This window comes from Streptomyces sp. V4I23 (assembly GCF_030817975.1).
Taxonomy (GTDB): domain Bacteria; phylum Actinomycetota; class Actinomycetes; order Streptomycetales; family Streptomycetaceae; genus Streptomyces.
Genome location: NZ_JAUSZW010000004.1, coordinates 5,610,450 through 5,635,759, shown reverse-complemented (window position 1 = coordinate 5,635,759; position 25,310 = coordinate 5,610,450). Strand labels below are relative to the sequence as shown.

At 72.6% G+C, this 25,310-nt stretch carries 23 protein-coding genes and 2 pseudogenes; 9 read left to right on the top strand and 16 right to left on the bottom strand.

Annotated elements, in window-relative coordinates; all coding sequences use genetic code 11:
• Positions 1-61: 61 nt before the first annotated feature.
• Positions 62-1,115 (bottom strand): annotated as a pseudogene (locus tag QFZ82_RS27910) (ABC transporter substrate-binding protein).
• Positions 1,116-1,298: 183 nt separating this feature from the next.
• On the opposite strand from QFZ82_RS27910, the gene QFZ82_RS27905 reads away from it, so the two are divergent.
• Positions 1,299-2,558: a hypothetical protein gene (locus QFZ82_RS27905; RefSeq protein ID WP_307715767.1), complete on the top strand. Its 1,260-nt coding sequence runs from the start codon at positions 1,299-1,301 to the stop codon at positions 2,556-2,558.
• An 839-nt stretch (positions 2,559-3,397) separates the two neighbouring features.
• Here QFZ82_RS27905 and QFZ82_RS27900 read toward each other — a convergent pair.
• From QFZ82_RS27900 to QFZ82_RS27890, 3 genes are read right to left on the bottom strand one after another with little or no spacing between them, the layout of a single operon-like run.
• Positions 3,398-4,351, bottom strand: coding sequence for a 3-oxoacyl-ACP reductase (locus QFZ82_RS27900; RefSeq protein ID WP_307715766.1), 954 nt, complete (start codon positions 4,349-4,351; stop codon positions 3,398-3,400).
• A 10-nt stretch (positions 4,352-4,361) separates the two neighbouring features.
• Positions 4,362-5,438: a Zn-dependent alcohol dehydrogenase gene (locus tag QFZ82_RS27895; RefSeq protein WP_307715765.1), complete on the bottom strand. Its 1,077-nt coding sequence runs from the start codon at positions 5,436-5,438 to the stop codon at positions 4,362-4,364.
• A 19-nt stretch (positions 5,439-5,457) separates the two neighbouring features.
• Entirely contained in the window at positions 5,458-6,312 is an 855-nt protein-coding gene (locus tag QFZ82_RS27890; protein ID WP_307715764.1) for a MaoC/PaaZ C-terminal domain-containing protein, read from the bottom strand.
• Positions 6,313-6,597: 285 nt separating this feature from the next.
• Here QFZ82_RS27890 and QFZ82_RS27885 point away from each other — a divergent pair.
• Positions 6,598-7,053 (top strand): annotated as a pseudogene (locus tag QFZ82_RS27885) (response regulator); the annotation flags it as partial.
• 49 nt (positions 7,054-7,102) lie between these two features.
• On the opposite strand, the gene QFZ82_RS27880 reads toward QFZ82_RS27885, so the two are convergent.
• From QFZ82_RS27880 to QFZ82_RS27860, 5 genes are all read right to left on the bottom strand, one after another.
• A complete protein-coding gene (locus tag QFZ82_RS27880; RefSeq protein ID WP_307715763.1) occupies positions 7,103-8,548 on the bottom strand; it encodes an MFS transporter in 1,446 nt (481 codons plus the stop codon).
• A 110-nt stretch (positions 8,549-8,658) separates the two neighbouring features.
• Positions 8,659-9,816, bottom strand: coding sequence for a hypothetical protein (locus QFZ82_RS27875; RefSeq protein WP_307715762.1), 1,158 nt, complete (start codon positions 9,814-9,816; stop codon positions 8,659-8,661).
• Positions 9,813-10,856: a hypothetical protein gene (locus QFZ82_RS27870; protein WP_307715761.1), complete on the bottom strand. Its 1,044-nt coding sequence runs from the start codon at positions 10,854-10,856 to the stop codon at positions 9,813-9,815. Before QFZ82_RS27870 ends, QFZ82_RS27875 begins: the two co-directional genes overlap by 4 nt.
• Before the next feature lie 62 nt (positions 10,857-10,918).
• Positions 10,919-11,188 (bottom strand): DUF397 domain-containing protein, encoded by a 270-nt coding sequence (locus QFZ82_RS27865; protein WP_307715760.1) that lies wholly within the window; start codon positions 11,186-11,188, stop codon positions 10,919-10,921.
• Positions 11,148-11,996, bottom strand: coding sequence for a helix-turn-helix transcriptional regulator (locus QFZ82_RS27860; RefSeq protein WP_307715759.1), 849 nt, complete (start codon positions 11,994-11,996; stop codon positions 11,148-11,150). Before QFZ82_RS27860 ends, QFZ82_RS27865 begins: the two co-directional genes overlap by 41 nt.
• Positions 11,997-12,121: 125 nt before the next feature.
• Here QFZ82_RS27860 and QFZ82_RS27855 point away from each other — a divergent pair, with 125 nt between their 5' ends.
• The 5 genes from QFZ82_RS27855 to QFZ82_RS27835 all read left to right on the top strand — a co-directional run bounded on the left by QFZ82_RS27855 (position 12,122) and on the right by QFZ82_RS27835 (position 16,226).
• Entirely contained in the window at positions 12,122-12,775 is a 654-nt protein-coding gene (locus QFZ82_RS27855; RefSeq protein WP_307717865.1) for a class I SAM-dependent methyltransferase, read from the top strand.
• 32 nt (positions 12,776-12,807) lie between these two features.
• Complete coding sequence (locus QFZ82_RS27850; RefSeq protein WP_307715758.1) at positions 12,808-13,755, top strand: N-acetylmuramoyl-L-alanine amidase; 948 nt, start codon at positions 12,808-12,810, stop codon at positions 13,753-13,755.
• Between the two features lie 157 nt (positions 13,756-13,912).
• On the top strand, positions 13,913-14,749 hold the full coding sequence (locus QFZ82_RS27845) for a hypothetical protein (protein WP_307715757.1): 837 nt from the start codon (positions 13,913-13,915) through the stop codon (positions 14,747-14,749).
• Positions 14,750-14,842: 93 nt separating this feature from the next.
• Entirely contained in the window at positions 14,843-15,853 is a 1,011-nt protein-coding gene (locus QFZ82_RS27840) for an LLM class F420-dependent oxidoreductase (protein WP_307715756.1), read from the top strand.
• Between the two features lie 82 nt (positions 15,854-15,935).
• Positions 15,936-16,226 (top strand): hypothetical protein, encoded by a 291-nt coding sequence (locus QFZ82_RS27835; protein WP_307715755.1) that lies wholly within the window; start codon positions 15,936-15,938, stop codon positions 16,224-16,226.
• 315 nt (positions 16,227-16,541) lie between these two features.
• Here the strand turns inward: QFZ82_RS27835 and QFZ82_RS27830 are convergent, their stop codons facing one another.
• The 3 genes from QFZ82_RS27830 to QFZ82_RS27820 form a co-directional block, all read right to left on the bottom strand.
• Positions 16,542-17,588 carry a prenyltransferase gene (locus tag QFZ82_RS27830; RefSeq protein WP_307717864.1) on the bottom strand — a complete coding sequence of 349 codons (1,047 nt, stop codon included), beginning with the start codon at positions 17,586-17,588 and terminating at the stop codon, positions 16,542-16,544.
• A gap of 89 nt (positions 17,589-17,677) precedes the next feature.
• Positions 17,678-18,436: a class I SAM-dependent methyltransferase gene (locus QFZ82_RS27825; RefSeq protein WP_307715754.1), complete on the bottom strand. Its 759-nt coding sequence runs from the start codon at positions 18,434-18,436 to the stop codon at positions 17,678-17,680.
• A gap of 41 nt (positions 18,437-18,477) precedes the next feature.
• Entirely contained in the window at positions 18,478-19,797 is a 1,320-nt protein-coding gene (locus QFZ82_RS27820; RefSeq protein WP_307715753.1) for a glycosyltransferase family 4 protein, read from the bottom strand.
• A gap of 195 nt (positions 19,798-19,992) precedes the next feature.
• Between QFZ82_RS27820 and QFZ82_RS27815 the strand changes: the two genes are divergently transcribed.
• The gene (locus QFZ82_RS27815; RefSeq protein WP_307715752.1) at positions 19,993-20,646 is read left to right on the top strand and encodes a TetR family transcriptional regulator; all 654 of its coding nucleotides are present in this window, start codon (positions 19,993-19,995) and stop codon (positions 20,644-20,646) included.
• 38 nt (positions 20,647-20,684) lie between these two features.
• Here QFZ82_RS27815 and QFZ82_RS27810 read toward each other — a convergent pair whose 3' ends face one another.
• The 4 genes from QFZ82_RS27810 to QFZ82_RS27795 form a co-directional block, all read right to left on the bottom strand.
• On the bottom strand, positions 20,685-21,206 hold the full coding sequence (locus tag QFZ82_RS27810) for a hypothetical protein (RefSeq protein WP_307715751.1): 522 nt from the start codon (positions 21,204-21,206) through the stop codon (positions 20,685-20,687).
• Between the two features lie 96 nt (positions 21,207-21,302).
• On the bottom strand, positions 21,303-22,133 hold the full coding sequence (gene nadE, locus QFZ82_RS27805; RefSeq protein ID WP_307715750.1) for an ammonia-dependent NAD(+) synthetase: 831 nt from the start codon (positions 22,131-22,133) through the stop codon (positions 21,303-21,305).
• 164 nt (positions 22,134-22,297) lie between these two features.
• Positions 22,298-22,531, bottom strand: coding sequence for a ferredoxin (locus tag QFZ82_RS27800; RefSeq protein WP_307715749.1), 234 nt, complete (start codon positions 22,529-22,531; stop codon positions 22,298-22,300).
• The gene (locus QFZ82_RS27795; protein WP_307715748.1) at positions 22,524-23,993 is read right to left on the bottom strand and encodes an aldehyde dehydrogenase; all 1,470 of its coding nucleotides are present in this window, start codon (positions 23,991-23,993) and stop codon (positions 22,524-22,526) included. Before QFZ82_RS27795 ends, QFZ82_RS27800 begins: the two co-directional genes overlap by 8 nt.
• Before the next feature lie 243 nt (positions 23,994-24,236).
• On the opposite strand from QFZ82_RS27795, the gene QFZ82_RS27790 reads away from it, so the two are divergent.
• On the top strand, positions 24,237-25,271 hold the full coding sequence (locus QFZ82_RS27790) for an MBL fold metallo-hydrolase (protein ID WP_307715747.1): 1,035 nt from the start codon (positions 24,237-24,239) through the stop codon (positions 25,269-25,271).
• Positions 25,272-25,310 lie beyond the last annotated feature (39 nt).

Genomic DNA, 25,310 nt, shown 5'->3' with positions numbered 1-25,310 from the left:
CCCGGCGGACGACCGCGGCGCCCCACCGCTGGGGGCGCCGCGGTCCTCCGGTCGGCGGGGGCTACTTGACGAGGTAGCCGCGCAGGTCGTCCAGGACCTCGTCGGCCGCCGTGACGCCGAGCCCGAGGTACCAGGTCTCGTCCGGAACGTCCTTGGCCTGCCCGGCCTTGACCGCCTCGAGGTGCTTCCACAGCGGGTTGGAGCGGGCGGTGTCGCGCTGGGTCTTGGCCGGGTCGCCGTAGACGCCGGTGAAGATCCAGTCCGCGTCGGCCTGGTCCATCTTCTCCGGGCTGATCTCGACCGCCAGGTCCTCGATCTGCTGGTTCGCGGGGCGCGGGACGCCCGCGTCGCGCAGGATCGTGCCGATGAAGGACGCCTGGGCGTACAGGCGGATCTTGCCCGGCATGTAGCGCAGCATGGTGACGGTCGGCTTCTTCTCGCCGATGTCCGTGCCGAGCTGCTTCGCCTTCTTCTCGTACGCGCCGAGCTGCTCCTTCGCCTCGGCCGTCTTGTCGAGCGCGGCGGCGTTGAGGAGGTAGTTCTCCTTCCACGTGAAGCCGGGGCGGATGGAGAAGACCGTCGGGGCGATCTTGGACAGCTCGTCGTACTTGTCGGCCGCGCGCAGCTCGCTGCCGAGGATCAGGTCGGGCTTCAGCGCGGCGATGGCCTCCAGGTTGAGGCTGTTGATCGTGCCGACGCTCTTCGGGCTGCCGGCCTGCTTCTTCAGGTAGCCGGGGATGCCGTCGTCGCCCTCGGTGGGCGGCGTAGCCCACGGGCTCGACGCCGAGGGAGGCGACGTTGTCGAGCTCGCCGACGTCGAGGACCACGACCCGCTTCGGCGCGGACTTCAGTTCCGTCGTGCCGCGGGCGTGGGTGATGGTGCGCGGGAACTGGCCGGGCCGGGCGTCCGTGCCCATGGCTGCCGTCTTCTTCGCCGCGTCGGCGAAGTCCTCGCCGCCCTGTGCGACGGACTTCTTGCCGCCCGCGTCGCCCTGGCTTCCGCTGTCCTTGCCCTTCCCGGCGTCGCCCCCGCCCCCTTCGGCGCCGCAGGCGGCAAGGGACAGTGCGGCGGTGAGAGCGATGGCTGCGGCGGCGCCGCGGCGGCGTAGGGACATGGTGACTCCTGGGGACGAACTTAGGGGTGCCTTACCTTAAGCACGCCTCCGTCACCGAGCACAACCACCCCCTTCGTCTCAGGCAAATCCGGGCATCGCCATCCTTATGTGTGAAGTGCCATGTCTCGCGGTGTTCGGCAGGAAGTGCGATACCTAGCGTCGATGGACGGAGGTGACGTATCGATGACTGCTTGTGCCATCGAGACCGCCGCAAAGAAGGAAGAGGCGGTGGCGCGTACGGGGTTCACGATCACCGCGGACGGTACGTACGCGGCCCGGCTCACCGGAACCGGCGATGCCCTGTTCCCGGAGCGCTGGACGCTCGACGGCCCCGAGCCGTACGCCGTCCCGCTGCCGCTGGACCAGCCCGAGGAGCGCGATGCGGAGGTGCTACCGCTGGCCGACGGACGGGTCCTGATCAACCGTCGTGCGGGCGAGCGGCACACGTTCTCGCTGCTGTACCCGGCCGGTCCGGGGACCGGTGAACTGGCCCTCGGCGCCGTCGAGGCCGCGGAGCTCACCCTGCTTCCACCCGCACCGGACGGCGCGTACGCCTATGCCCTGGCGCCCGGGGAGACGTCGACGGCCGTGTGGCTCGTGGCGGGCGGGGCGTTCGGCCCCGAGCGCGTCGCGGACGTGCCCGGCCGCTGCTCGGGCGGCGCGTGGCTCGACCGTACGGGACGGCTGCTCGCCCTGGACCGGCAGCAGCCCGGCGGACCCGTGAAGACGGTGGCGGTGGATCTCGCGCTCGGCGGGGTGGTGACACCGCTGCTGGAGATCACCGACGAGAGCGACGACCGGCTGCTGCTCGCGGACGCCGACAGCGGCCTGCTGCTGATCCGCTCGAACGCGCCGGGCGAGGGCCGGGACCGGCTCGGCTGGGGCGTGCTCGGCAGCCTGCGACCGGTCCGGTTCCCCGAGAGCCTGCGGCTGCCGGACGCGCTGGTGACGCCGTTCGCCGTGCAGCCGGGGCAGATGCTGGCGCCGGAGAGTTGCGCGGTGGCGCTGCGGATCGACGGGGCGGCGGGCAGCTGGCTGGGGGTATGGCGCCCGGCGGGCCGCCGCCTCCACCAACTGGCGCCTCCCCCCGGGTGGTTGGCGGGCTCGGGGACGTGGAGCAGGGACGGGGTGCTCCGACTGCCGTACGCGACCGGCGAAGTGCCGTGCGGCGTGGCGCGGATGGAGGCGCCGAGGGACGGTGCGGGCGGCGTCGAGGCCGGGCGTGGGGCCGGGCGTGCGGCTGGGCGTGCGGCCGGGTGCGCAGAAACCTTCGGCCTGCCGGATGCGAACGGTGTGCGGAGTCCCGGCGAGGGCCCTGCCACAGAACCGGCACAAGCGGAACACGCAGGTGGGGAACCGTGCGAGGCGTCAGGGAGTCCTGTGGTGTGCAAGCCGGTTCCCTTGCAGCAGGCACCCCTCACCGGCCGTGCGGCCCGTGGTTAAACTCTGCGGCCGGGGCTACGCAGCCGCACCGCCCGTGCGCCGACGGTGACGGGTCTACGGAGCTTGCTGCCGGAGCCCTGTGACAGTGAATCAGCGATTGCGACGGGGTGAAGTTCTCACATGTCTGAAGTCCGAACCGACACGGCCCACGAGCGCCCGCAGCCGGCGGACGCGGTCGGGGCTGACGCCGGCGGCGCGGGGAAGCATCGTGGTGGGGCGGCCACGGCGGAGGACGGGGCGGCGCCGACGCACGGCCGCCACCGGCGTCCGGGGGCGTCGGAGGGCGGGGGCGCCTGAAGCGTGGGGGTGTTTTCCCCACCCCGCCCCTTCCCGTAACCGGGGCTCCGCCCCGGACCCCTGTAACCGCCGCTCCCCCTACGGCCTGGCGGCCGTGGGGACCTCCAGACGGGCTGGACTGCCGCTGCCGCGGCACCCAGCCCGTCGGCCGTCCCGGCCCCCGGGCTCATCCCCCACGAGCCGCGCGGGGGCGCCTCAGGCGCACGGGGGCGAATCATGCCCCGCCGGCGATTGAGACGCGGGGGCAAATCAAGCCCCGGCGGCGATTGAGGCACGGGGGCCTGGGGCAGAGCCCCGACAAGACCGCAGCGCACACCAGCCCCGCCGGCCGTTGAGGCGCACACCCAGCCCAGCCGGCGCTTGAGGCACGGGGGCGAATCAAGCCCCGCCGGCGATTGAGGCGCGGGGTTCGGGGCAGAGCCCCGACAAGACCGCAGCGCACAAGCCCCGTCGGCCGTCGAGGCGCACGCCCAGCCCCGCCGGCGATTGAGGCGCGGCGACACACGAGGGCAGAGACCCCGCATCAAGCGCCGCGCCGCCCCCTACCCCCTCCTCAGCGACAGCACCTCGCGCGCCGCGAACGACTCCCCGTCGAAGTGGGGCGTCAGCAGCGACTCCAGTTCCTCGTACGTGAACACGTCCTTCGCCGTGTCGAACTTCGCCGCCACCCTCGGGCGTTCCATCACCGCCACCATGCCCCCGTGCACCACCAGCACCTGGCCGGTGACCACCGACGCCGCCGGGGACGCGAGGTAGCCCACCACCGGCGCCACGTGCTCCGGGGACAGAGGGTCGGCCGCGCCCGGGGGCGGGGCGTCGCCGAAGACGTCCGCCGTCATACGGGTCCGCGCCCGCGGGCAGATCGCGTTCACCGTCACCCCGTACTTCGCCAGCGCCTGCGCCGACGACGTCGTCAGGCCGACGATCCCGCCCTTGGCCGCCGCGTAGTTGGGCTGGCCCGCCGAGCCCGCCAGGAACGCCTCCGACGAGGTGTTGACGATCCGGCCGTACACCGGCGCGCCCGTCGCCTTGGCTCGTGCGCGCCAGTGTTCCGAGGCGAAGCGCGTCGTGGTGAAGTGGCCCTTCAGGTGGACGTGGACCACTGCGTCCCATTCGCTCTCGGACATCGAGAAGATCATGCGGTCGCGCAGGATGCCCGCGTTGTTGACGAGGATGTCGAGCTTGCCGAACTCCGCCACGGCCAGGTCGATCAGCCCCCGGGCCGTCTCGAAGTCGGCGACGTCGCCGAGGTGGGCGACCGCCCGGCCGCCCGCCGCGCGAATCTCGGCCGCGACCGACTCGGCGGGCGCGGCCGACGCGTCGCCGCTGCCTCCCCCATGGCCTTCGGCATGGGAGGTACCCCCATGGCCCGGTTTCCCGTAGTCGTTGACGACGACGGCCGCACCGAGCCGCGCCAGTTCCCGTGCCTCCGCGCGGCCGATCCCCCGGCCCGCGCCGGTGACGACGGCCGTGAGGCCCGCCAGAGGGAGTGTCATCGCGGCCCCCTCAGATCTCGACGCACGTGCGCAGGGCCTCGCCGCTGCGCATCTGCGCCAGGGCGTCGTTGATCCCGGCCAGCGGGACCCGGTGGGTGATCAGCGACTCCAGGTCGATCCTGCCCGCCCGCCAGAGCGCGATGGCCCGTTCGTAGGAGCGCAGCACGTCGCCGCCTCCGTACAGGGAGGGCAGGATGCGCTTCTCGTCGAAGAACAGCTCGAACATCGTGAGCTGGAGGTGGTCGTCCATGGCGCCGGCGCCGACGACGCACAGCGTTCCGCCGCGCCGGGTCGTCTCGTACGCGGTCCGCGCCGTCTGCGACCGGCCGACCACCTCGAAGACGTAGTCGAAGCCCTCGCCCGCGGTGACGCGCTGTTTGGCGTCGGCGAGTCCGTCGGGGGCCACGGCCTCGGTCGCGCCGAACCGCAGGGCCGCCTCGCGCCGGGAGGCCACCGGGTCGACCGCGACGATCTCGGCCGCGCCCTGGAGTCGGGCGCCCTGGATCGCGGAGATGCCGACCCCGCCGCAGCCGATGACGGCGACGGACGAACCGGCCTGCACCTGGGCGGTGTTGATCGCCGCGCCGAGCCCGGTCGTGACGCCGCAGCCGATGAGCGCGGCGATGTCGAAGGGCACGTCGTCGGGGATGGGCACGGCGCAGCCCGCGCCGACGACGACCTCCTCGGCGAACGTGCCGGTGCCGGCGAAGCCGAAGACGTCACCGCCGGGGCGGGCGAAGTTGGGGGTGCCCGCGTTCATGAACCCCGCCAGGCACAGGTGCGGCTGCCCGCGCCGGCAGGACGGGCAGGTGCCGCACGCGGGCAGCCAGCACAGCAGGACCCGGTCGCCCGGTGCCAGGCCGGCCACGCCGTCACCGACCTCGACGATCTCGCCCGCGCCTTCGTGGCCGGGGACGAAGGGGGCGGGCTGCGGCAGGACGCCGGTCATCGCGGAGACGTCCGAGTGGCACAGTCCGGTCGCCCGGACGCGGATCCGCACCTTGCCCGGGCCGAAGCCCACCGCCTCGACGTCGTCGAGGACTTCGAGTTTGTCCTGGCCTGTCTCGTGCAGAACGGCTGCGCGCATGGCGGATCCCTTCGGAAGGTCACGAATGTTCGACGATCGTGTCCGCGAGCACCGGGGCGTCGTCCCGCTCCACCGCCGTCACCGCCGCCTGGACGCCGTCGTCGTGCCGCCACATGCGGATGCGCAGGGTCTCGCCGGGGAAGACGACGCCGGCGAAGCGGGTGGCGTACGCGCGGACCTTGGTGACGTCGCCGCCCAGGAGCGTGTCGACGACGGCCTTGAGCGTCATGCCGTACGAGCAGAGCCCGTGCAGGATGGGCCGCTCGAAGCCGGCGAGCTTGGCGAACTCGGGGTCGGCGTGCAGCGGGTTCCAGTCGCCGGAGAGCCGGTAGAGCAGCGCCTGGTCCTCACGGATCACGCGCTCGACGGTCCTGTCGGGTGCGCGACCTGGGACGGCGAGGCGCTCGGAGGGGCCGCGTTCGCCGCCGAATCCGCCCTCGCCGCGGACGAAGAGCCGGGCGTCGCTGGTCCACAGCGGCCCGTCGTCGTCGGCCGCCTCGGTGCGCAGGACGAGGACCGCCGCCTTGCCCTTGTCGTACACGGCGGCGACGCGTGACGTGGAGGTCGCCGTGCCGCTGACGGGCAGGGGGCGGTGCAGGGCGATGCGCTGGCCGCCGTGCAGGACGGCGGCGAGGTCGACGTCGATGCCGGGCGCGGACAGTCCGCCGACGACGCCCATGCCCGCGCCCGCCACGGTGGCGAAGCTGGGCAGGACGTGGAGCCTGGATTCCAGCGTGTAGCGCAGCTCGTCGGGGTCGGTGGCCGGGACGCCCGCCCCGATGCCGAGGTGGTAGAGCTGGACGTCCTTGTGGTCCCAGCGGATCGTGGTCGGGCGGGGTTCGGCGGCGAGGGCCCTGGCAGGGTCAATGGGCATGGGGCTGCTGCTCCTCGAACGGTTCGAAGACCTCGGCACGGCCGTCCGCACCGTCGGCCGCACCGAGGTCGCCCGGACAGGGCCCAGACGGTTCTAGAACGCGTTCTAGGCCGATGGGCCTATGTATAACGCAGCCACCGGGCATTGGGAAGACGGCTGACGACTTGTCAGATCAGGGGTCGCCGCCCGAGGGACGTCGACCCGGTGCGCCTCCGACGGGGCTTCCGGCTTCCCCTGTCCGGCCGTGACAGGCGCGCCGGCGCGGCCGGTCATACCCTTGACATCGTGGACGAAATGCCGCGGGAGCACAGACCCGCCAAGTCCGTACGGGTGCTCATCGCCGAGGACCGGAACACGACACGCGGCGCGCTCGCGTTACTCCTCGGCATGGAGGACGACATCGAGGTGGTCGCCCAGGTGGGTCGCGGTGACGAGATCGTGGACACGGCGCTGACCCGGCGGCCCGACGTGGCGCTGCTCGACTGCGAACTGCCCGGCCTCAGCGGCCTCGACGCGGCGGCCGAACTGCGCAAGGAGGTGCCGGACTGCCGGGTGCTGATCCTCACGACCTTCGGCCGGCCCGGGCTCCTGCGCGCGACTCTGGAGGCCGGGGCGGCCGGACTCCTGGTGAAGGACGGCCCGGCCGAGGAACTGGCCGAGGCGATCCGCCGGGCCCTGACCGGCGAGACAGTGATCGATCCGGTGCTGGCCGCGGCGGCGGCCGGGGAGCAGGGCCGGCCGTGACCGACCGACGTCCACGCCCGGCGCGACGGGTATCCGGATCCGTGAGCTAGGACTCCGGGCCCGCGGCCCGCTCCGGGCGCGGCAGCCACAGCAGCATCAGGAGCGCGGCGCCCAGCAGCACCCCGGTGCCCGTGCGGAAGGCCAGCGCGTAGCCGGACGTCAGCGCCTCGGCCGTGGTCGCGCCGCCCGTGCGGGAGGCCGCGGCGGTGGAGAGGATCGCGAGGCCGAGCGCGCCGCCCATCGTGCGGGAGGTGTTGACGAGGCCGGAGACCAGACCGGCGTCGCCGGGCGCCGCGCCCGAGGTGGCGAGGGAGGCGAGCGGCGTCGCGACGAGGCCGACTCCGGTCATCATCAGCACGCCCGGCAGCGCGATGGTCGTCAGGTACGAGCCGTCCGCCCCCATCGTCGACTGCCAGCCGAATCCGGTGGCGGCGATCAGCGCGCCGAGGACCGCGACGTTCCGCGCGCCGGCGCGCACCATCAGGCGGGGGGCCAGCTTGGAGCCGATCACGATGCTCAACGAGCTGGGGATCAGGGCGAGTCCGGCCTCCAGCGGCGTGTAGCCGAGAACGTTCTGCGCGTAGACGGTCATGAAGAACCACATGGCGAACGACACCGAACCGGTGACCGTCATCGCCACGTTCGCGGCCGACACGGCGCGCGAGCGGAAGACCTTCAGCGGCATCAGGGGTGCGGCCGTGCGCGCCTCCACGGCCACGAAGAGGCCCAGCAGCACGAGGCCCCCGAGCAGGGGCAGCAGCGTCCCGCTCTCGGCCCAGCCCGACTCCTCCGTCTGCACGATGCCGTACGCGACGGCAGCGAGGCCGCCGGTGACCAGGACCGCGCCCGGCAGGTCGAGGCGGCGGCCCTCGGCCACGCGGCTCTCGCTGAGCCACGCCACCGCGCAGGCCAGGACGAGCACCCCGACGGGCACGTTGATCAGGAGGACCCAGCGCCAGGAAAGCAGGTCGGTGAGGACGCCCCCGACGAGGCCGCCGGCCGCGCCGCCCGCCGCCCCGACGGCCGACCAGGTGCCGATGGCGCGCGTCCGGGCGGGGCCGGGCGGGACGGCCGCCGTGACGAGCGTGAGCGTCGCCGGGGCGAGGACGGCCGCGCCGAGGCCCTGCACGGCACGGGCGGCGAGCAGCTGCCAGCCCTCCTGCGCGAGCCCGCCCGCCAGCGACGCGGCCGTGAACAGCCCGAGCCCGACGAGGAACATCCGCTTCCGCCCGAAGATGTCGGCCGCACGCCCGCCCAGGAGCATGAACCCGGCGAAGGCGATCGAGTACGCGTTGAGCACCCATTGCAGCCCGGTGGCGCTCAGCCCGAGGTCCGCCCGCATCGACGGCAGCGCGACGTTGACGACGGACACGTCGAGCACGACGAGGAACTGCCCGGCGCACGCGGCGAGGATCACCGCCCAGGTGCGTGCCGACCGTGAGGCGGCGGACGGCGGGAGGGACGTCTGTGTGTGCGAACGGGCTGCGGCCATGCGTGTCATGGTCGCAAACGCCCTGCGGCCCGTACATCAGGACACCGGTGTACGTGTCACCTCGCCGTTGGTCCTACGCCTCCGGGCTGAGCCCGCGCCGAGGCGCGGGCTCAGGCGCGCGGCAGCTCGATCTTCAGCCGGCCGCAGCCGATGCGCTCCGCCTCGGCCGCGACGTAGGCCGGCATCAGGTCGGCGACGATGCGGGGATCGTTCTCGTAGGAGCGGGTCTGCTCCATCAAGAAGATCACGCGCCCGGTCTGGCAGTTCGCCCCGTACACCGCGCGCATCAGTCCCGCGGATCCGTAGCCGCTGTTGCCGTCGGCATGGAACCTGACGCCGTCGAGGGTCTCTTTGCCGAAGATTTCGGTGATGCCGGGATCGACGAGCGTCATCATGCGCACGTGGGTCCCCAGCGAGCCGTAGCCTGCCTCGCAGACACGAGCGACGGCGCCGTCGCCACCTCCCTCGCGGACCCAGGTCAGGTTCTTCCGGTGCGCGGCAGGGAGCGCCAGCCCGTCCACGCCGCAGAAGTCTCCGGGCCGCACACTCGTCCGTTGAGGGAGCGGCGCAAGGTCGCGCGGCGCGCGGTACGTGCCGGTGCAGCCCAGCTCGCGGATGACGCCGTTGGTCGCGGCAACCACGGTGCGCGCCAGCGCCTCCCGGTCCTCCCGGTCGTGCGGGCCTTCCGAGTCGAAGTCGTGCTCCCCCAGGGCCACATCGACGACGAGCGAGGCGTCGCCGTCCTTGGGCCGCCCCGTGCACTGCTGCGGCACGGCGAGCCACGCGCGGTTCGGGGACACCATCCCGGGCAGCCCCTCACCCAGTCCGACCATACGGGCGGACAGGAACTCCTCCGGCCACCGCCGCGAGTCCTCGCCGTAATGCCCGTCGAGGTAGTGGACGCGGATGACGGCTTGCCGACGCCCCGTGCTGCGGTCGTCGAAGCTGGTGACCCGGCACTGCCCGTACGAGCGTGAGGCGGTCTGCGGATCGCGCCGCAGCTCCTGCTCCTCCGCCTCGATCCGGCGGTCGCCGAACAGCGCGGAGAGCGTCGCGTCGTCGAGCGAGTCCCAGCAGGCGTCCGCCTTCAGCAGCGGCAGCGTGTCCGTACGCCAGGCCACGACGCCCGCGCCCAGCAGGGCGCCGGCGACGGCTGAGGCGGTGACCGCCCTGGCCGTACGGCTGTGCAGGAGCCTCCGCAGCAGCGAGGGCCGCGGCTCGGCGGCGGACGCGGTCTCCTGCTCCGGCGTCTCCTCGGTCGTCGTCATGCCGTGCCCCCGTCCGCCTTGCATCCGATGCGCTTGCCAACGGAGTCGACGAAGTTCGTGAACACCCGCTCCGCGCTGGGCTTCGCGATGCCGGTCAGCCCGAGCCGGGTGCTTCCGTAGAAGACGGTCTCGCGTCCCTGGCACTCGACCCGCACGAGCCCCTTGTCCGGCCCCTCGGGCAGGCCCGTGAACAGGGCCGCGAGACGTGGCGCCGAGGCCATCACGTACTGCGCGGCCGGTTCCTCGTCGAAGCTCTCGGTCAGCCACGCCACGGAGCACGTCTGCAGCCGGTCGCCCACGACACCGACCTGCTGCCGGTACCTCGACTGCTTCGGCAGGTCGAAGACCACGCCGGGAATCCGGCAGACGGGATTGTCCGCGTCCTCTCTGTCCTCGGCGACGGTCGCCATGGGCGAGGTGGCGCGCAGCGGCTCCTTCGGGGCGCACCCCGCAGCGCGCATCCCGGTGTCGGCGACCGCCAGGAGCAGTTCGGCGACCTCGGCGCGCGTGCCGATCACGCCCATGCCTCCGGTGACCCGGCCCTCGCGGCCCTCGCTCCAGTTCTCGTTGTGCATCGTCACGACGGACGGCCTGCCGTCCACGTCGCACGCCTCGGGCAGCACGAGCATGCCCCGGTCACCGCCGACGAGGCCGTCGAGGCCGTCGGGCAGGAAGGAGACGGAGCCGTGCAGGTAGTGGGTGATCCACTCCTGTCGCTTGTCCGCGGCGGCGGGCAGAGGGCCGTAGGTCACCGTGACCTTGTCCTCGTCGTCGTCCGACGCCACCTCGACGGTGCACGTGCCCTGCGGCCGCCCGGCGGACGGCGGCGCGGACTCGGTCGCCCGCCGCTCGGCGCCCGACTCGTCCACGGCCTCGTCGCCGAGCAGGTGCGGGCCGCTGTTCTGCTGCCACGCGCCCCAGCAGTAGGCGTCCTTGAAGGGCCCGCTGTCCGTGGCCCACAATCCGATCCCGGTCGCGAAGACCGCTCCCGCCAGCACCCCGGCTGTGACACCGAGGCGTTTCCGTCTGCTGCCGGCCATGACTTTCCCCCTTGCGAACCCGCTAAGTCAGAGCAAACGCAGCGATGGTACGCGGCGGCCGGTCAGAGCACGGCGGCGGCTCCCACGAAGGCCGCGAAGGCGGCGGGGGTGAGGGTGAGGACGGGACCGTCGGGGTTCTTGGAGTCGCGGACGGCGACGTGGGGGGCGAGGTGGGCGACTTCGACGCACTCACCGCCGGTGTCGCCGCTGTACGAGGACTTGCGCCAGGTGGCGCCGCCGAGGGGGGCGCACTCGATGCAGTCCCCGCCCGTGTCGGAGCTGTACGACGACTTACGCCAGCGTGCGCCCGTCAGGCCCTGGTCGGTGTCCATAACGTTCCTCCATTACGCGGGCGATGAGTGCCGCGGAGTCCTCCACGGACAGCGCGGCGGCCTGCAGGTGATCGTAACGGAGCGAACCCTCCCTGATAGCGGACGGATTGGCCGTCATATGGCCCTGGACGAAGTCCTCGGTGTAGACGAGGTCCGGGTCATCCTCGAACCGCAGCAGGTTGAACGTACCTGGCAGTCCGGCATGCGCGCCGACCGCGAACGGCAGGACCTGCACCTTCACCCACTCACGCCCGCGCAGCTCCAACAGGTGGGCGAGCTGGTTCCGCATGACCTCGGGGCCGCCGACCTCCTGGTGCAGCACGGCCTCGCTGAGCACCACCCACATCAGCGGCGGCGTCTCCCGGTCCAGGATGCGCTGGCGCTCCATCCGCGCGGCCACCCTGGCGTCGAGGTTCGCCTCGTCCCTGACGCTGAGCACCGCCCGCGCGTACTCCTCGGTCTGCAACAGCCCGTACACCAACTGCGCCTGGTACGTGGAGATGTACGCCGCCTTCGCCTCCATCTCCGCGTACGCCTGGAACCAGTGCGGCAGTTGGCTGCGCAGCACCAGGCCCACGAGCCGGGAGAACATCCCGTCCGTGCCGAGCGCCGCGTCCACCCGTTCGCTGAAGTCCCGTGTGGGGACCTTCTTCGCCGTCTCGATCTGGCCGACCAGCGAGCCGGTGACGAAGATGCACGCCCCCAACTGACTCTGTTTGAGGCCCGCTTCCTCGCGTCGGCGGCGGAGTTCGGAGCCGTAGTAGTCCAGGGGCGACGCAGAGGGGTCAAGGCTGCGGATGTGCACCATGTAGCCGAGCGTAACCATGCGGACGCGCATGAGTGATGTGAATGAGGTAACTGGCCGCGAAGGGGGAAGCTACCGGCCCGTAAGGCACGATGGCCTCCGATCCGCACACCCGCCCGGAGGACCGCATGCCGCCCGCCACCCCAAAGCCGGAGACTCTCGCCGCCTTCGAGGCCGCCAAGGGCTTCATGCCCGTGGACGAGGGGCTGGCCCTGTACGCGGCCGCTGCCGAGGCGGGGGCGCTCGGGCTGCCACTGCTCGAAGTGGGGACGTACTGCGGACGGTCGACGATCCTGCTCGCCGACGCGGCCCGCGAGGCCGGGACGGTGGCGGTGACCGTGGACCACCACCGGGGCAGCGAGGAGCAGCAGCCGGGCTGGGACTACCACGACCCGGAGGTGGTGGACCCGGAGGTGGGCCTGATGGACACGCTGCCCACCTTCCGCCGCACACTGCACCGCGCGGGCCTGGAGGACCACGTGATCGCGATCGTCGGCCGGTCGCCGCAGGCGGCGAAGGTGTGGGCCGGCGAGGTCGGCCTGGTCTTCGTCGACGGCGGCCACACGGACGAGCACGCGACGAACGACTACGAGGGCTGGGCCCCGCACCTCGCGGAGGGCGGTCTGCTGGTGATCCACGACGTGTTCCCGGACCTGGTGGACGAATTCACCGGCCAGGCGCCGTACCGCGTGTACCTGCGGGCGCTGGGGTCGGGCGCGTTCACCGAGGTGGCGGCGACGGGGTCGCTGCGGGTGCTGCGGCGCACGGGCGCGGGGATCTGATTCCGGCGGGCCGCCCGGTTAGCATCGCCACCGTGTCGTACGACGAGAACCAGCATCCCCCCACCGGACCGCGCCGCTCCCGGCGTGGTCTCGTCGCTGTCGCCGCTCTCGTGCCCGTGGGCCTCGCCGGATGGCTGATCTGGCAAGGGGCGGGCGGCGACGGCGCCCCTGGACCCGCGGCGGCCTCGACGCCGTCGTCCGCGGGCAAGCCGGGTGACACCGGCCCGACCGCCTCGGCATCCCCCTCCGGCTCCCCCAGCGCGTCGGCCACGCGCTCCGCGCCTGCCGAGCGGCCCGGGGGCAAGGGGCCGCTCGCCGGGAAGGTGGTCGTCGTCGACCCCGGGCACAACCCCGGCAACTTCCGTCACCCGAGCGAGATCAACAAGCTCGTGGACATCGGGACGAACCGCAAGGAATGCGACACCACGGGCACGGCGACGGTCGGTGGATACCGCGAAGCCGATTTCACCCTCGATGTTTCACGACGTCTTCGCACTCTGCTGGAAAAGCAGGGCGCACGGGTCGAATTCACCCATGAAAGCGACCGTCCGTTCGGTCCCTGCATCGACGAACGGGCACGGTTCGGCAACGAAGCGAAGGCCGACGCCGTGATCTCCGTGCACGCGGACGGATCGGCGACCGGCAACCGCGGGTTCCACGTCATCCTGCCCGCGCTCGTCAAGGGTGGTGCCGCGGACACATCGAAGATCGTCGGACCCTCCCGTGACCTGGGGGAACGTATCGCGGGCCACTTCCTGCGCGCGACCGGAAGCGCGCCGTCCAACTACGTGGGCGGCGGTACGGGACTGGACGAGCGGGGGGATCTCGGCGGGCTCAACCTGTCCACCGTTCCCAAGGTGTTCATCGAATGCGGCAATATGCGTGATCCCAAGGACGCCGCTCTGCTGACCAGTCCGGACTGGCGCCAGAAGGCGGCCCAGGGAATGGCGGACGGGATCGGCAGCTACCTCGGGAAGTAACCCGGACAACTGCGATACCGGGAGGACGGCCGGAACCGGCGGACGATAGATTCGCCTCTACGATGGGGAGTCACCCCCGAGCTCCGCGTCCGTGTACCCGCCCGACCAGGCGGCAGCGACGACCGCCCCGATGAGACGACCTACGAAGGACTGACACGTGAACATCCGCTCCCTCACTCGAGGCGATGGCGTGGTGATCGGAGCAGCGGTGTTGCTGTTCATCGCCTCGTTCCTCGACACGTTCGACTGCTCCGGCAGTGAATGCGACGACGTGCCGACCGCCTGGGACAACGGATCCCTGCTCCTGGGCTTCTACCTCGCCGGCATCATCGGTGCGGCCCTGATCGTCCTGGCCCGCGCGCTGCCGCAGCCCCCGAAGGTCATCGGGCTCGACCTCGGCCAGCTCGGTGTCGCCCTGACGCTCTTCACGGCCTGGTCCGCGCTCGGCGCGATCTTCGACCCGGCCGGTTCGCTCAACGCCGAGGGCTTCAGCCCCGATTCCGGCACCGGGCTCATCCTCGGCTTCATCGCGGCGCTCGCGCTCGCCGCCGGTGCCGTCTGCTCCCTGCTGGTTCCCGCTCTCAAGGCCCCGCTCATCGGCGCCCCCCGCCCGGCCGCCCCGCAGCCGTACGGCATGCAGCCGCAGGGTGGTTACGGTTACCCGGGCGCCCAGCAGCAGCCCTACGGCGCGCAGCCGGGTCAGCCGCAGCCGTACGGCGCCCAGACCGGCGCTCCGCAGGCCGGTCAGCAGGCCGCTCCGGCCCCGGCCGACGCCTCGCACGGCGGTGCCGCGCCCGACTTCTCGCCGTTCTGGTTCGCCGTGCCCGTCGCCCGGCCGCTGTACGGCGAGGACGGTTCGCCGACGCCGATCGCCGAACTCGCGCCCGGCACCTGGTACCTCGCGGTCGAGCAGCGCGGTCCGGGCCTGGTCGCCCAGACCCAGGACGGCCGTCGCGGCGTCCTGCAGGACACCTCCGGCATCCAGCGCGGCTGACGTCGCGCACGCCTTCGCGGCCCCTCGCCCTTCCGGGCGGGGGGCCGCTGCCGTACCCTGACGCTCCGTCAGAAAGCAGTGGAGGCGGCGCGCATGCGACTCGGACTCGCCCTCGGCTACTGGGGCCGCGGCCCCGATCCCGCCCACCTCGAACTGACCCTGGAGGCCGAGCGGCTCGGCTACGACTCCGTGTGGACGGCCGAGGCGTGGGGGTCGGACGCGTTCACGCCGCTGACCTGGATCGCCGCGCACACCTCCCGTATCCGGCTGGGCACGGCCGTCGCGCAGATGGCCGCGCGCACCCCGACGGCGACGGCGATGCACGCGCTCACCCTCGACCACCTGTCGGGCGGGCGGATGATGCTGGGGCTCGGCCTGTCGGGGCCGCAGGTGGTGGAGGGCTGGTACGGGCGCCCGTTCCCGGCGAGCCCGCTGACCGCGACGCGCGAGTACGTGGACGTGGTTCGCCAAGTCCTCGCCCGCGAGGGGCCCGTGGAGCTCGCGGGACGGTTCCACTCGCATCCGTACGCGGGCGCGGACGGCACCGGCACGGGCAAGCCCCTGAAGCCGATCACCCATCCGCTGCGGGCGGACCTGCCGGTGCTGCTGGGTGCGGAGGGGCCGAAGAACATCGCGCAGACGACGCGGATCGCCGACGGCTGGCTGCCGCTGTACTGGTCGCCGCTGCGGACGGACGTCCACGCCGCGTCACTCACCTCTCTGCCCGAGGGTTTCGTCGTCGCGCCGATGGCCCGCGCCCGCGTCTGCGACGACGTCGCCGAGGGACTGCTGCCCGTGAAGGCGATGCTCGGCTTCTACATCGGCGGCATGGGGCACGCGGCGCGCAACTTCCACGCGGACCTGATGGCACGGATGGGCTTCGAGGAGGAGGCCCGCCGGGTGCAGGAGCTGTTCCTCGCGGGACGCCGCGAGGAGGCGGTGCTGGCCGTGCCGGACGCGTTCGCGGACGAGATCTCGCTCACCGGGCCGCGGGAACGGATCGCGGAGCGGCTGGAGCTGTGGCGCAAGGGGCCGGTGACGGACCTGCTGGTGACGGCTCCGGACCCGCATACGCTGCGGGTGCTCGCGGAACTGAACGCGTAGCCGTCCCCCTGGGAGCGCCCCGGTTGCCAACAGGGTTGGCCCGAAGGGGTTTCACGCACGCACAAGCGGCAAGACGCTGGTCATGACAACACACGCGAGAAACACCGCGGTGGCGGCGCGGATCGTTGTCGTCGTCGCGGACGTGATGGCCTTCGTGATCGGCCTGTGGATCCTGATGTACCTGCTGGAGGCCAACCGCGCGAACGACCTTGTGGAGTTCGTCCGCGGGGTGGCACGGTGGCTTTCCGGCTGGTCGCACGACCTGTTCACCTTCGACAAGGAATGGGCGAGGGTGGTGGCGGGCTACGGCCTGGCGGCGCTGGTGTACCTGTTCGTTGGGCATGGCGTGGCGGGCCAGCTGCGCAAGCGGTAGCGCCTTCCCCACCCCGCCCCTCCCCGAAACCGGGGCTCCGCCCCGGCCCCGTACCGCGCTCCGCGCGGTGTCCTCAATCGCCGGACGGGCTGGAATTGCCGCTACGCGGCAACCCAGCCCCGCCACCGGGAACTTCCTGCCCGGCAGGGCACATCCGCCCCGCCGGCGATTGAGGCGCGAGGTGCGGGGGCGGAGCCCCCGGAATGCCGCGCGGGGCGCGGGGCGGGGTCCGGGCTTGCCCCGGTTTCGGGGTGGGGATACCGCCCACGGCCGCCAGGCCGTAGGGGGAGGGCGGGACGGGGGACAAACCCCCGGTCACAGCAACCCGCAGCAGTCCCCCGCCAACCCCCTCGGCAACCGCTCCCCCCCGAACACCGCCGTCGTCGCCTCGTCGCCCCCCAGCGCCGCCACCGCCAGCAGCAGGGAGCCCGCCGTCCACGTGGTCAGTTCCTCCGGCCACATCGCGCGGTCACCCTCGAAGACGTAGCCCGTCCAGTACATGCCGTCCTCGGCGCGCAGGTGCCGGATGGACTGGAGGATCTCCAGCGCGCGGTCGGATTCGCCCATCGCCCACAGCGCCAGCGCCAGTTCGCAGCTCTCGCCGCCCGTGACCCACGGGTTCGGCAGGACGCAGCGCACGCCCAGGGCCGGGACCACGAAGTCGTCCCAGCGGGACTCGATCCGCGCCTTGGCCTCCGCGCCCGTGACCGCGCCGCCGAGGACCGGGTAGTACCAGTCCATCGAGTAGCGGTCCTTGTCGAGGAAACGCTCGGGGTGGTGGCGGATCGCATGGGCCAGCGCGCCGGTGGCGAGTTCCCAGTCCGGCTGGGGCTCCTCCCGCTCCTCCGCGATCGCGAGAGCGCACCGCAGCGCGTGGTGGATCGACGAACTCCCGGTCAGCAGCGCGTCGTTCACCGCCGTGCCGTCCGGCTCGCGCTTCCAGCCGATCTGGCCGCCCGGCTGCTGGAGGCCGAGCACGAACTCGACCGCCGCGAACACCGCGGGCCACATGCGGTCGAGGAACGCCTCGTCGCCCGTGGCCAGGTAGTGGTGCCAGACGCCGACCGCTATGTACGCGCAGAAGTTGGACTCGCGGCCGTGGTCGGTCACGGCGTCCGCGTCGCCGTCGTGGTAGGCGGCGTACCAGGAACCGTCGTCGTTCTGGTGGCGGGCCAGCCACGCGTAGGCGCGGGCCGCCGCCTCGTGCTCGCCCGCCGCGTCCAGCGCCATCGCCGCCTCGGTGTGGTCCCACGGGTCGAGGTGGTGGCCCCGGAACCACGGGATCGCGCCGTCCTCGCGCTGCGCGGCGAGGATGCCCGCGACGGTCTGCGCGGCCTGCTCGGCCGTCAGGACTCCCGGCAGGACGAGTTGGTCCGTCTTGGCCGGGGGCGTCGGAGGTTGCTGCCCGGTGGGTGGTTTCCCCGGGGTGGCGCCCGGGCGGCGCGAGGTCGTCACGCCTCGGCCTTGGGCTGGGTGTACCCGCCGCGAAGCGAGGGGGAGTGCGGCTTGGTCGCGTACGCCACGAAGCTCTTGCCGACGACCGGGTTGAGGAGCTGCTCCGCGAGCCGGGTCGCGAGCGGCTTCTTCATGATGTCCCAGACCAGCAGCTTGTGGTACGCCCGCACCGGCAGCGCCTTCTCGTTGTCCACGCCGAAGGCGCACTTGAGCCACCAGTACGGCGAGTGCAGCGCGTGCGCGTGGTGGGTGCCGTACGGCTTGAGGCCGGCTTCCCGGATCTTGGCGAGCAGTTCGTCGGCCTTGTAGATGCGGATGTGGCCGCCCTCGACCTCGTGGTACGCGTCGCTCAGCGCCCAGCAGATTTTCTCCGGGCCGTAACGCGGCACGGTGACGGCGATCCGGCCGCCGGGCCGCAGCACGCGGACCATCTCGGCGAGCACGCCCTTGTCGTCGGGGATGTGCTCCATCACCTCGGAGATGATCACGACGTCGAAGGACTCGTCGGGGAACGGCAGGTTGAGCGCGTCGCCCTCCATCGCGGTGGCCGTGGCGCCCTCGGGCGCCTCACCCGCCTCCTTCATCGCGGCGAACCACTTGGCGACCTCGCGGATCTCCTCGCCGTTCTGGTCCAGCGCCACGACCTGCGCGCCGCGCCGGTAACACTCGAACGCGTGCCGGCCTGCGCCGCAGCCCAGGTCGAGCACGCGGTCGCCCGGGGCGAGCGGAAAGCGGGAGAAGTCGACGGTCAGCACGGGGGTCTGCCTTCCTGGGGGCGGAGCTGGGGTGCGGGGGGTCAGGAGGTACGGGTACGGACGGGTGCCGGCGAGGCGGCGATGGCCTCCCGGTAGCGCTCGGCCGTGCCGATCGCGGCCTGCTTCCACGTGAAGCGGGCGAGCACCCGGGCCCTGCCCGCCGCGCCGAGCCTGGCCCGCAGGTCCGGCTCGCCGAGGAGGCGGAGCAGGGCGGCGGCCAGGGCCTCGGCGTCGCCGGGCGGCACGGCCAGGCACGTCTCGCCGTCGGGGCCCGCGACCTCGGGGATCGCACCGCCCGTGGTGGCGACGAGCGGGGTGCCGGTGGCCATGGCCTCGGCGGCGGGCAGCGAGAAGCCCTCGTACAGGGACGGCACGCAGGCGATCTGGGCGCTGCGCACGAGGTCGACGAGTTCGGCGTCGGTGATGCCCTTGACGAACCGGACGGCGTCCGCGAGTCCGTACCGTTCGATGAGCTGGGCGACGGGGCCGTCCTCGGCGCGCTTGCCGACGACGACGAGGTGGGCGTCCGGGTTCTCGGTGCGCAGTTTCGCCAGGGCCTCGACGAGGTGGACGAGGCCCTTGAGGGGCACGTCGGCGCTGGAGGTGGTGACGATCCGGCCGGGGACCTCGGCGACCGAAACATCCGGCGAGAAGAGGTCGGTGTCGGCGCCGATGTGGACGACGTGGATGCGGTCGCCGCGTACGCCGAGGTGGTCGGTGATCTCCTGCCGCGAGGAACCGGAGACGGTGAGCACGGACGGGAGGCGGCGGGCGACGCGCTTCTGCATACGGGTGAAGGCGTACCAGCGGCGTACCGATGCCCGGCGCTTCCAGTCGGCGGCGGCGTCCAGGTCGAGCTGCCGGTCGACGGTGATCGGGTGGTGGATCGTGGTGACGAGGGGGGCGCCGAGGTCGCCGAGGAGCCCGTAGCCGAGGGTCTGGTTGTCGTGGACGACGTCGAACTCGCCGCGCCGGGCCCGCAGATGGCGGCGGGCGCGCAGGGAGAAGGTCAGGGGCTCGGGGAAGCCGCCGGTCCACATGGTGGCGACCTCGAGGCCGTCGATCCAGTCGCGGTACTCGCCGCGCCTCGGGGTGCGGAATGGGTCGGGCTGGCGGTACAGGTCGAGGCTCGCCAGCTCGGTGAGCGGCACGCCCTCGTCGAGGACCGGGTAGGGCTGGGCGCCTATGACCTCGACGTGGTGGCCGAGGCGGGCGAGCTCGCGCGACAGATGACGCACGTAGACGCCCTGGCCGCCGCAGAACGGGTTCCCCTTGTAGGTCAGGAGCGCGATGCGCAGCGGGGAGTCGCCGTCGCCGGACGCGCCCGCACGGGGGCCGATCTCTATGGCCTCTGCGGTCACCCACGGCCCCCTTCTCACTGCGTTTCGCCGGAGCGTAATCGGTCGCGCTAATCTAGAACAAGTTACAGACTTGATCGTTCGAGGAGCTTCGAATCTACCGGCAGGTAGCGCAACTGTGACCGGCGGATCAGGTGATTCGCGCCACGGCGTGCGGGCCGTGCCGGACGATCCGGACGCGTGCGGGGAACGGGACCTATGACAGCGGAAGCCAAGCCGGCGGTGCCTGTGTCACCGCCCCTGACCGAGCGCCAGGAGGCGCGCCGCCGTCGCATCCTGCACGCCAGCGCCCAGCTGGCCTGCAGAGGCGGCTTCGACGCCGTGCAGATGCGGGAGGTCGCGGAGGCGGCCGGAGTCGCCCTCGGCACGCTCTACCGCTACTTCCCCTCCAAGATCCATCTGCTGGTCGCGACGATGCAGGACCAGCTGGAGCGTCTGCACACCACCTTGCGCAAGCGTCCGCCGGGCGGCGAGGGCGCGGCCGAGCGGGTGGCGGAGACCCTGATGCGGGCGTTCCGGGCGCTCCAGCGCGAACCGCATCTCGCGGACGCGATGGTGCGGGCGCTGACCTTCGCCGACCGCAGCGTGAGTCCGGAGGTGGACACCGTCTCGCGGCAGACCACGGCGATCATCCTGGACGCGATGGGGCTGGAGCATCCGACGCCGGAGCAGCTGTCCGCGGTGCGGGTGATCGAGCACACGTGGCACTCGGCGCTGATCACGTGGCTGTCGGGGCGGGCGTCGATCGCGCAGGTGAAGATCGACATCGAGACGGTGTGCCGGCTGATCGACCTGACGGCGCCGGACGCGGCGGCCGCGCCCCCGAAGGGACGCGGCCGGACGGCGCGGTAGCCGCTCGCCGCCGGTGCGCCGGTTCCCCGGGCGGGCTGTCAGGAGTCCTTGTTCTTCTCCAGGTCCTCCCGGAAGAGCTTCTCGCACGCGGGGCCGTTGTCCGTGGCGATGAAGGTGATCAGCAGGAACGTGTCCTTCTGGCCCTGGTAGCTCGCCTTCACGGTCCAGCCGCTCTTGTCCAGCGACTTGATGACCGAGCCCTGCTGGTCGAAGTTCTGCGACTCCTTCCAGCCGCCCTTGCCGAGGGCCGCGACGGTCGCGTCGTAGGACGTCTTCGGGTCGGCGGCCTTCTTGTCGTCGGGCTGCCACGAGACCATGCAGCTCTTGAGGGCCGGCGGGACGTCGTCCGACGGCTTCTCGGTGAAACCGGCCGCCGTGGCCGCGTCCGCGATCTCCTTGGTCACCGTGGCGGCGTCGAGGGTGCCGCCCGCCTCCGCCGGAGCCTGCGACGAGGAGCCGGATCCGCCGCCCTTGCCCTCGTCCGAGCCGCCCTCGCTGCCGCAGCCGGTCACCACGAGCACCACACCGGCAGCCGCGGCCGCCCACCTCGCCTTGCGCACAGTTCTCCCAATCCGACGTGTACGGGGGCCCGTTGCCCCCGTGATCATGGATCAGAAGTTTCGCACGGTCGCGGGGCGCAAGGCCTCGCGACGTTCTCAGGGGGCGATGGGCAGCCGGCGCTTGTGGTCGGTGAGGCGGTAGCGGCCGACGATCGTCCCGAAGGCCCGCTCGTCCACCGGCTTGCCCTCCAGGAAGTCGTCGATGTCGTCGTAGGTGACCCCGAGCGCGTCCTCGTCGGCCTTGCCCGGGTCGAGGGTCTCCAGGTCGGCCGTCGGGGTCTTCCACACCAGCTCGGCAGGTGCGCCCAGCGCGTCCGCGACGGCGCGCACCCGGCGCTTGGTCAGGCCGGTCAGCGGGACCAGGTCGGCCGCGCCGTCGCCGAACTTGGTGAAGAAGCCGGAGACCGCCTCGGCTGCGTGGTCGGTGCCGACGACCAGGCCGTCGTGCGCGCCGGCCACCGCGTACTGGGCGATCATGCGCTGGCGTGCCTTGATGTTGCCGTGCACGAAGTCCTGGTGGTGGGCGTCGCGGAAGCTCACCCCGGCGGCCAGCGCGGCGTCGAGCGCGGCGTCGCTCGCCGGCTTGATGTCCACGGTCAGCACGTGGTCGGCCCGGATGAAGGAGAGCGCGAGCTGGGCGTCGTGCTCGTCGGCCTGGACCCCGTAGGGCAGGCGCATCGCGTAGAACCGCGCCTCGTGACCGGCCGCCCGGGCCCGCTCGACGGCGAGCTGGCACAGCCGGCCGGTGGTGGTGGAGTCGACGCCGCCGCTGATGCCGAGCACGAGGGAGCGCAGACCGGTGGAGGTCAGCCGCTCGGCGAGGAAGGCCACCCGGCGTTCGATCTCCCGCTCGGCCTCGAAGGTCTCGGCGACCTCGAGTTCCCGGGCGATCTCCTGCTGCAGGGCGATGGACGCCGGCTCGCTCACGTCTGCTCCTCGTTCCGGTTCACGGTGTGGTGTCGCGCCCACCCTACCCAGCGGGATTCCGGCGGAGCGGGGCCGGACGGCCGGGTGGGAACACCTCGCGGGCGGACTCCGGGAAGCGGGCCGGGTCCCTGCCATGATCCGCCGGGCACCCCCGGACACGGCGCTCAGTCCTCCGGCGGGAAGACCGTCTCGCCGCTGTCCAGCAACGTGATCGTGATCGCCTCGACGGGGCAGTTCTCTGCCGCGGCCAGGACCTCCTCGCTCGCGTCCGCCGCCTCGGCGCGCGGATGCGACTGCCGCGCGGTGTCGAGCCGGAAGCCGTCCGGGGCGTGGCCCACGCACATGCCCGAGCCGATGCACACGCCCCGGTCCACCTCGACGCGCCAGCGGTCACCCATCGGCCCGTGCCTCCCATCCGGCGGGCAGGTGGATCATCTTGTGCTCCAGGTACGCCCCGTACCCCTCGGGCCCGAACTCGCGCCCGAGGCCGGAGTTCTTGTAGCCGCCGAACGGTCCGAGCATGTCGAGGCTGAAGGTGTTGACGTTGTACGTGCCCGTCCTGACGCGACGCGCGAAGTCGATGCCGTGCTCGACGTCGGAGGTCCACACGCTGCCGCTGAGCCCGTAGTCGGAGTCGTTCGCGATCGCGGCGGCCTCGTCCTCGTCCCCGTAGGGCAGCAGGCAGATCACCGGGCCGAAGATCTCCTCGCGGGCGATGCGCATGGAGTTGTCGACGCCGCCGAAGAGGGTCGGCTCCACGTACCAGCCGCGGTCCAGGTGGGCCGGACGGCCGCCGCCGCTGAGGATCTTGGCGCCCTCTTCCTGGCCGACGCGGATGTAGTCGAGCGAGCGCCGCTGCTGGCGTTCGGCGACCAGCGGCCCGACCTGGGTGGCCGCGTCCAGCGGATCGCCGACGACCAGCTCGGAGGCCGCCGCGGCGAACGCCTCGGCGATCTCGTCGTACCGGCTGCGCGGCACGAGGATACGGGTCTGGGCCACGCACGCCTGTCCGTTGTTCATCCACGCGGCCGGGACGATCCCGGCGACGGCGTCCGCGAGATCCGCGTCCGGCAGGATCACGGCCGCCGACTTGCCGCCGAGCTCCAGGGTCACGCGGGTGAGGTTGCGGGAGGCGACCTCCATGACGCGCCTGCCGGCCGCGACCGAGCCGGTGAAGGACACCTTGTCGACACCGGGGTGGCCGACCAGGTACTCGCTCACCTCCCGGTCCGCGGGCAGGATCGACAGCACGCCCTCCGGCAGCCCGGCCTCCTGCGCGATCTCGCCGAGGAGGTAGGCGTCGAGCGGCGACTCGGGCGACGGCTTGAGGACCGCGGTGCAGCCGGCGAGGAGCGCCGGGCCGAGTTTGGCGGCGGCGGTGAACTGCGGGACGTTCCACGGGACGACGGCCGCGACGACACCGACGGGCTCGCGGCGCACCAGCACCGGGCCGAGGACGCCGTCGCGGTGCTCCTCGTGCACGAAGCCGCGGGCGACCGCTATGGCCGCGTCCCACACCATCATCGCGCCGAGGGCCTGGGCGAGGACGCTCCAGGAGTACGGGGAGCCGTTCTGCGCGCTGATGCAGCGGGCGATCTCCTCGTGGCGTACGGCGATCGCGTCCTTGATCCGGGAGACGACCTCGATGCGTTCGGTCAGGGACATCCGGGGCCAGGGCCCGTCGTCGAAGGCGCGGCGCGCCGCGGCGACGGCCCTGTCGACGTCCGCGCGCGAGGCGTGCGGGACGCGGCCGATGACCTCTTCGGTGTGCGGGGAGACGACGTCGATGGTGTCGCTCCCGAGCGGATCGGCCGGCCGGCCGCCGATGAACAGTTGTCGGTACTCCTGGAAGTCGGTCATGACCGCTGCCTCCCGCTGGGCCGGCCGTGTCCGGCGCCGTGACCCACCCGTATCTGACGGTGTTTCAGAACTGATACCAGTTCCTGTTCCAGGAGTCCACGGGTGAGGACCGGCCACCTGCCGCCACGCCGGCCGGCACCCATCCCCCCCGCAGGCAGGAGACCAGGGCAACCATGAGAACCGGTTCTCGTTATAGTCGACGGACGGGCAACGGCCCTTGGGCGGACGGGAGATGAGCACTCCATGACGCAGGTGACCGACCACGGAGGCGGCGTACGGTCCCTCCGTGTCCCGATTCCCGACAATCCCCTCGGCCACACCGTGGTCCACCTCCTCGACACCGACCGGGGCCCGGTGCTCGTCGACACGGGCTGGGACGACCCCCGCTCCTGGCACACCCTCACCGCCGGGCTCGAAGCCTGCGGAACCTCGGCCGCTGAGATCCACGGCGTGATCGTCACCCACCACCACCCCGACCACCACGGCCTGTCCGGACGCGTCCGTGAGGCGTCCGGGGCGTGGATCGCGATGCACGCCGCCGACGCCGCCGTCGTCCGCCGCACCCGCGAGGCCGAACCGGGCGTGTGGCTCGCCTGTCTGACCGACAAGCTGGAGCGGGCCGGGGCGCCCGAGGACCACCTGGCCCCGCTGCGCGCCGCGCGGGCCACCGGCGGCGGACGGCTGCCCGGACTGCGCGCCGCCCTGCCCGACCGCGAGATCGTCCCCGGCGAGCTGCTCGACCTCGCGGGCCGCCGGCTGCGCGCCGTGTGGACGCCCGGCCACACCCCCGGCCACGTCTGCCTGCACCTGGAGGAGGACCACCCGGCACAGCGCCCCGGGCACGGCCGGCTGTTCTCCGGAGACCACCTGCTGCCCGGCATCACCCCGCACATCGGGCTGTACGAGGACCCGGACGACGACACCGTCACCGACCCCCTCGGCGACTACCTCGACTCCCTCGAACGCGTCGGCCGGCTCGGCGTCGCCGAGGTGCTCCCCGCCCACCAGCACGCCTTCGCCGACGCGACGGGCCGTGTGCGGGCGCTGCTCGCCCACCACGAGGAGCGGCTCGCCGGGCTGCTGCGTCTGCTGTCGACGCCGCTCACGCCCTGGCAGGTCGCGGAGCTGATGGAGTGGAACAGGCCCTGGGCCGAGATCCCGTACGGCTCCCGCACCATCGCGGTCTCCGAGGCCGAGTCGCATCTGCGGCGGCTGGTGAAGCTGGGCCGGGCGGAGGCGGTGCCCGGCAGCGCGCCCGCACGGTACGTCGCGGTGTGAGCCGCGTCCTCGGGCCGGGCCGGGCCGGGCCTCGGCTTC

Bases quoted from the DNA above. Each gene is read 5' to 3' on its own strand.
- QFZ82_RS27795 (WP_307715748.1), bottom strand. From the start codon at position 23,993: ATGACCGACTTCCAGGAGTACCGACAACTGTTCATCGGCGGCCGGCCG.
- QFZ82_RS27865 (WP_307715760.1), bottom strand. From the start codon at position 11,188: ATGGACACCGACCAGGGCCTGACGGGCGCACGCTGGCGTAAGTCGTCG.
- QFZ82_RS27835 (WP_307715755.1), top strand. From the start codon at position 15,936: ATGACAACACACGCGAGAAACACCGCGGTGGCGGCGCGGATCGTTGTC.
- QFZ82_RS27815 (WP_307715752.1), top strand. From the start codon at position 19,993: ATGACAGCGGAAGCCAAGCCGGCGGTGCCTGTGTCACCGCCCCTGACC.
- QFZ82_RS27800 (WP_307715749.1), bottom strand. From the start codon at position 22,531: ATGGGTGACCGCTGGCGCGTCGAGGTGGACCGGGGCGTGTGCATCGGC.
- QFZ82_RS27840 (WP_307715756.1), top strand. From the start codon at position 14,843: ATGCGACTCGGACTCGCCCTCGGCTACTGGGGCCGCGGCCCCGATCCC.
- QFZ82_RS27860 (WP_307715759.1), bottom strand. From the start codon at position 11,996: ATGGTGCACATCCGCAGCCTTGACCCCTCTGCGTCGCCCCTGGACTAC.
- QFZ82_RS27890 (WP_307715764.1), bottom strand. From the start codon at position 6,312: ATGCCCATTGACCCTGCCAGGGCCCTCGCCGCCGAACCCCGCCCGACC.
- QFZ82_RS27875 (WP_307715762.1), bottom strand. From the start codon at position 9,816: ATGACGACGACCGAGGAGACGCCGGAGCAGGAGACCGCGTCCGCCGCC.
- QFZ82_RS27870 (WP_307715761.1), bottom strand. From the start codon at position 10,856: ATGGCCGGCAGCAGACGGAAACGCCTCGGTGTCACAGCCGGGGTGCTG.
- QFZ82_RS27900 (WP_307715766.1), bottom strand. From the start codon at position 4,351: ATGACACTCCCTCTGGCGGGCCTCACGGCCGTCGTCACCGGCGCGGGC.
- QFZ82_RS27895 (WP_307715765.1), bottom strand. From the start codon at position 5,438: ATGCGCGCAGCCGTTCTGCACGAGACAGGCCAGGACAAACTCGAAGTC.
- QFZ82_RS27880 (WP_307715763.1), bottom strand. From the start codon at position 8,548: ATGGCCGCAGCCCGTTCGCACACACAGACGTCCCTCCCGCCGTCCGCC.
- QFZ82_RS27905 (WP_307715767.1), top strand. From the start codon at position 1,299: ATGACTGCTTGTGCCATCGAGACCGCCGCAAAGAAGGAAGAGGCGGTG.
- QFZ82_RS27790 (WP_307715747.1), top strand. From the start codon at position 24,237: ATGACGCAGGTGACCGACCACGGAGGCGGCGTACGGTCCCTCCGTGTC.
- QFZ82_RS27855 (WP_307717865.1), top strand. From the start codon at position 12,122: ATGCCGCCCGCCACCCCAAAGCCGGAGACTCTCGCCGCCTTCGAGGCC.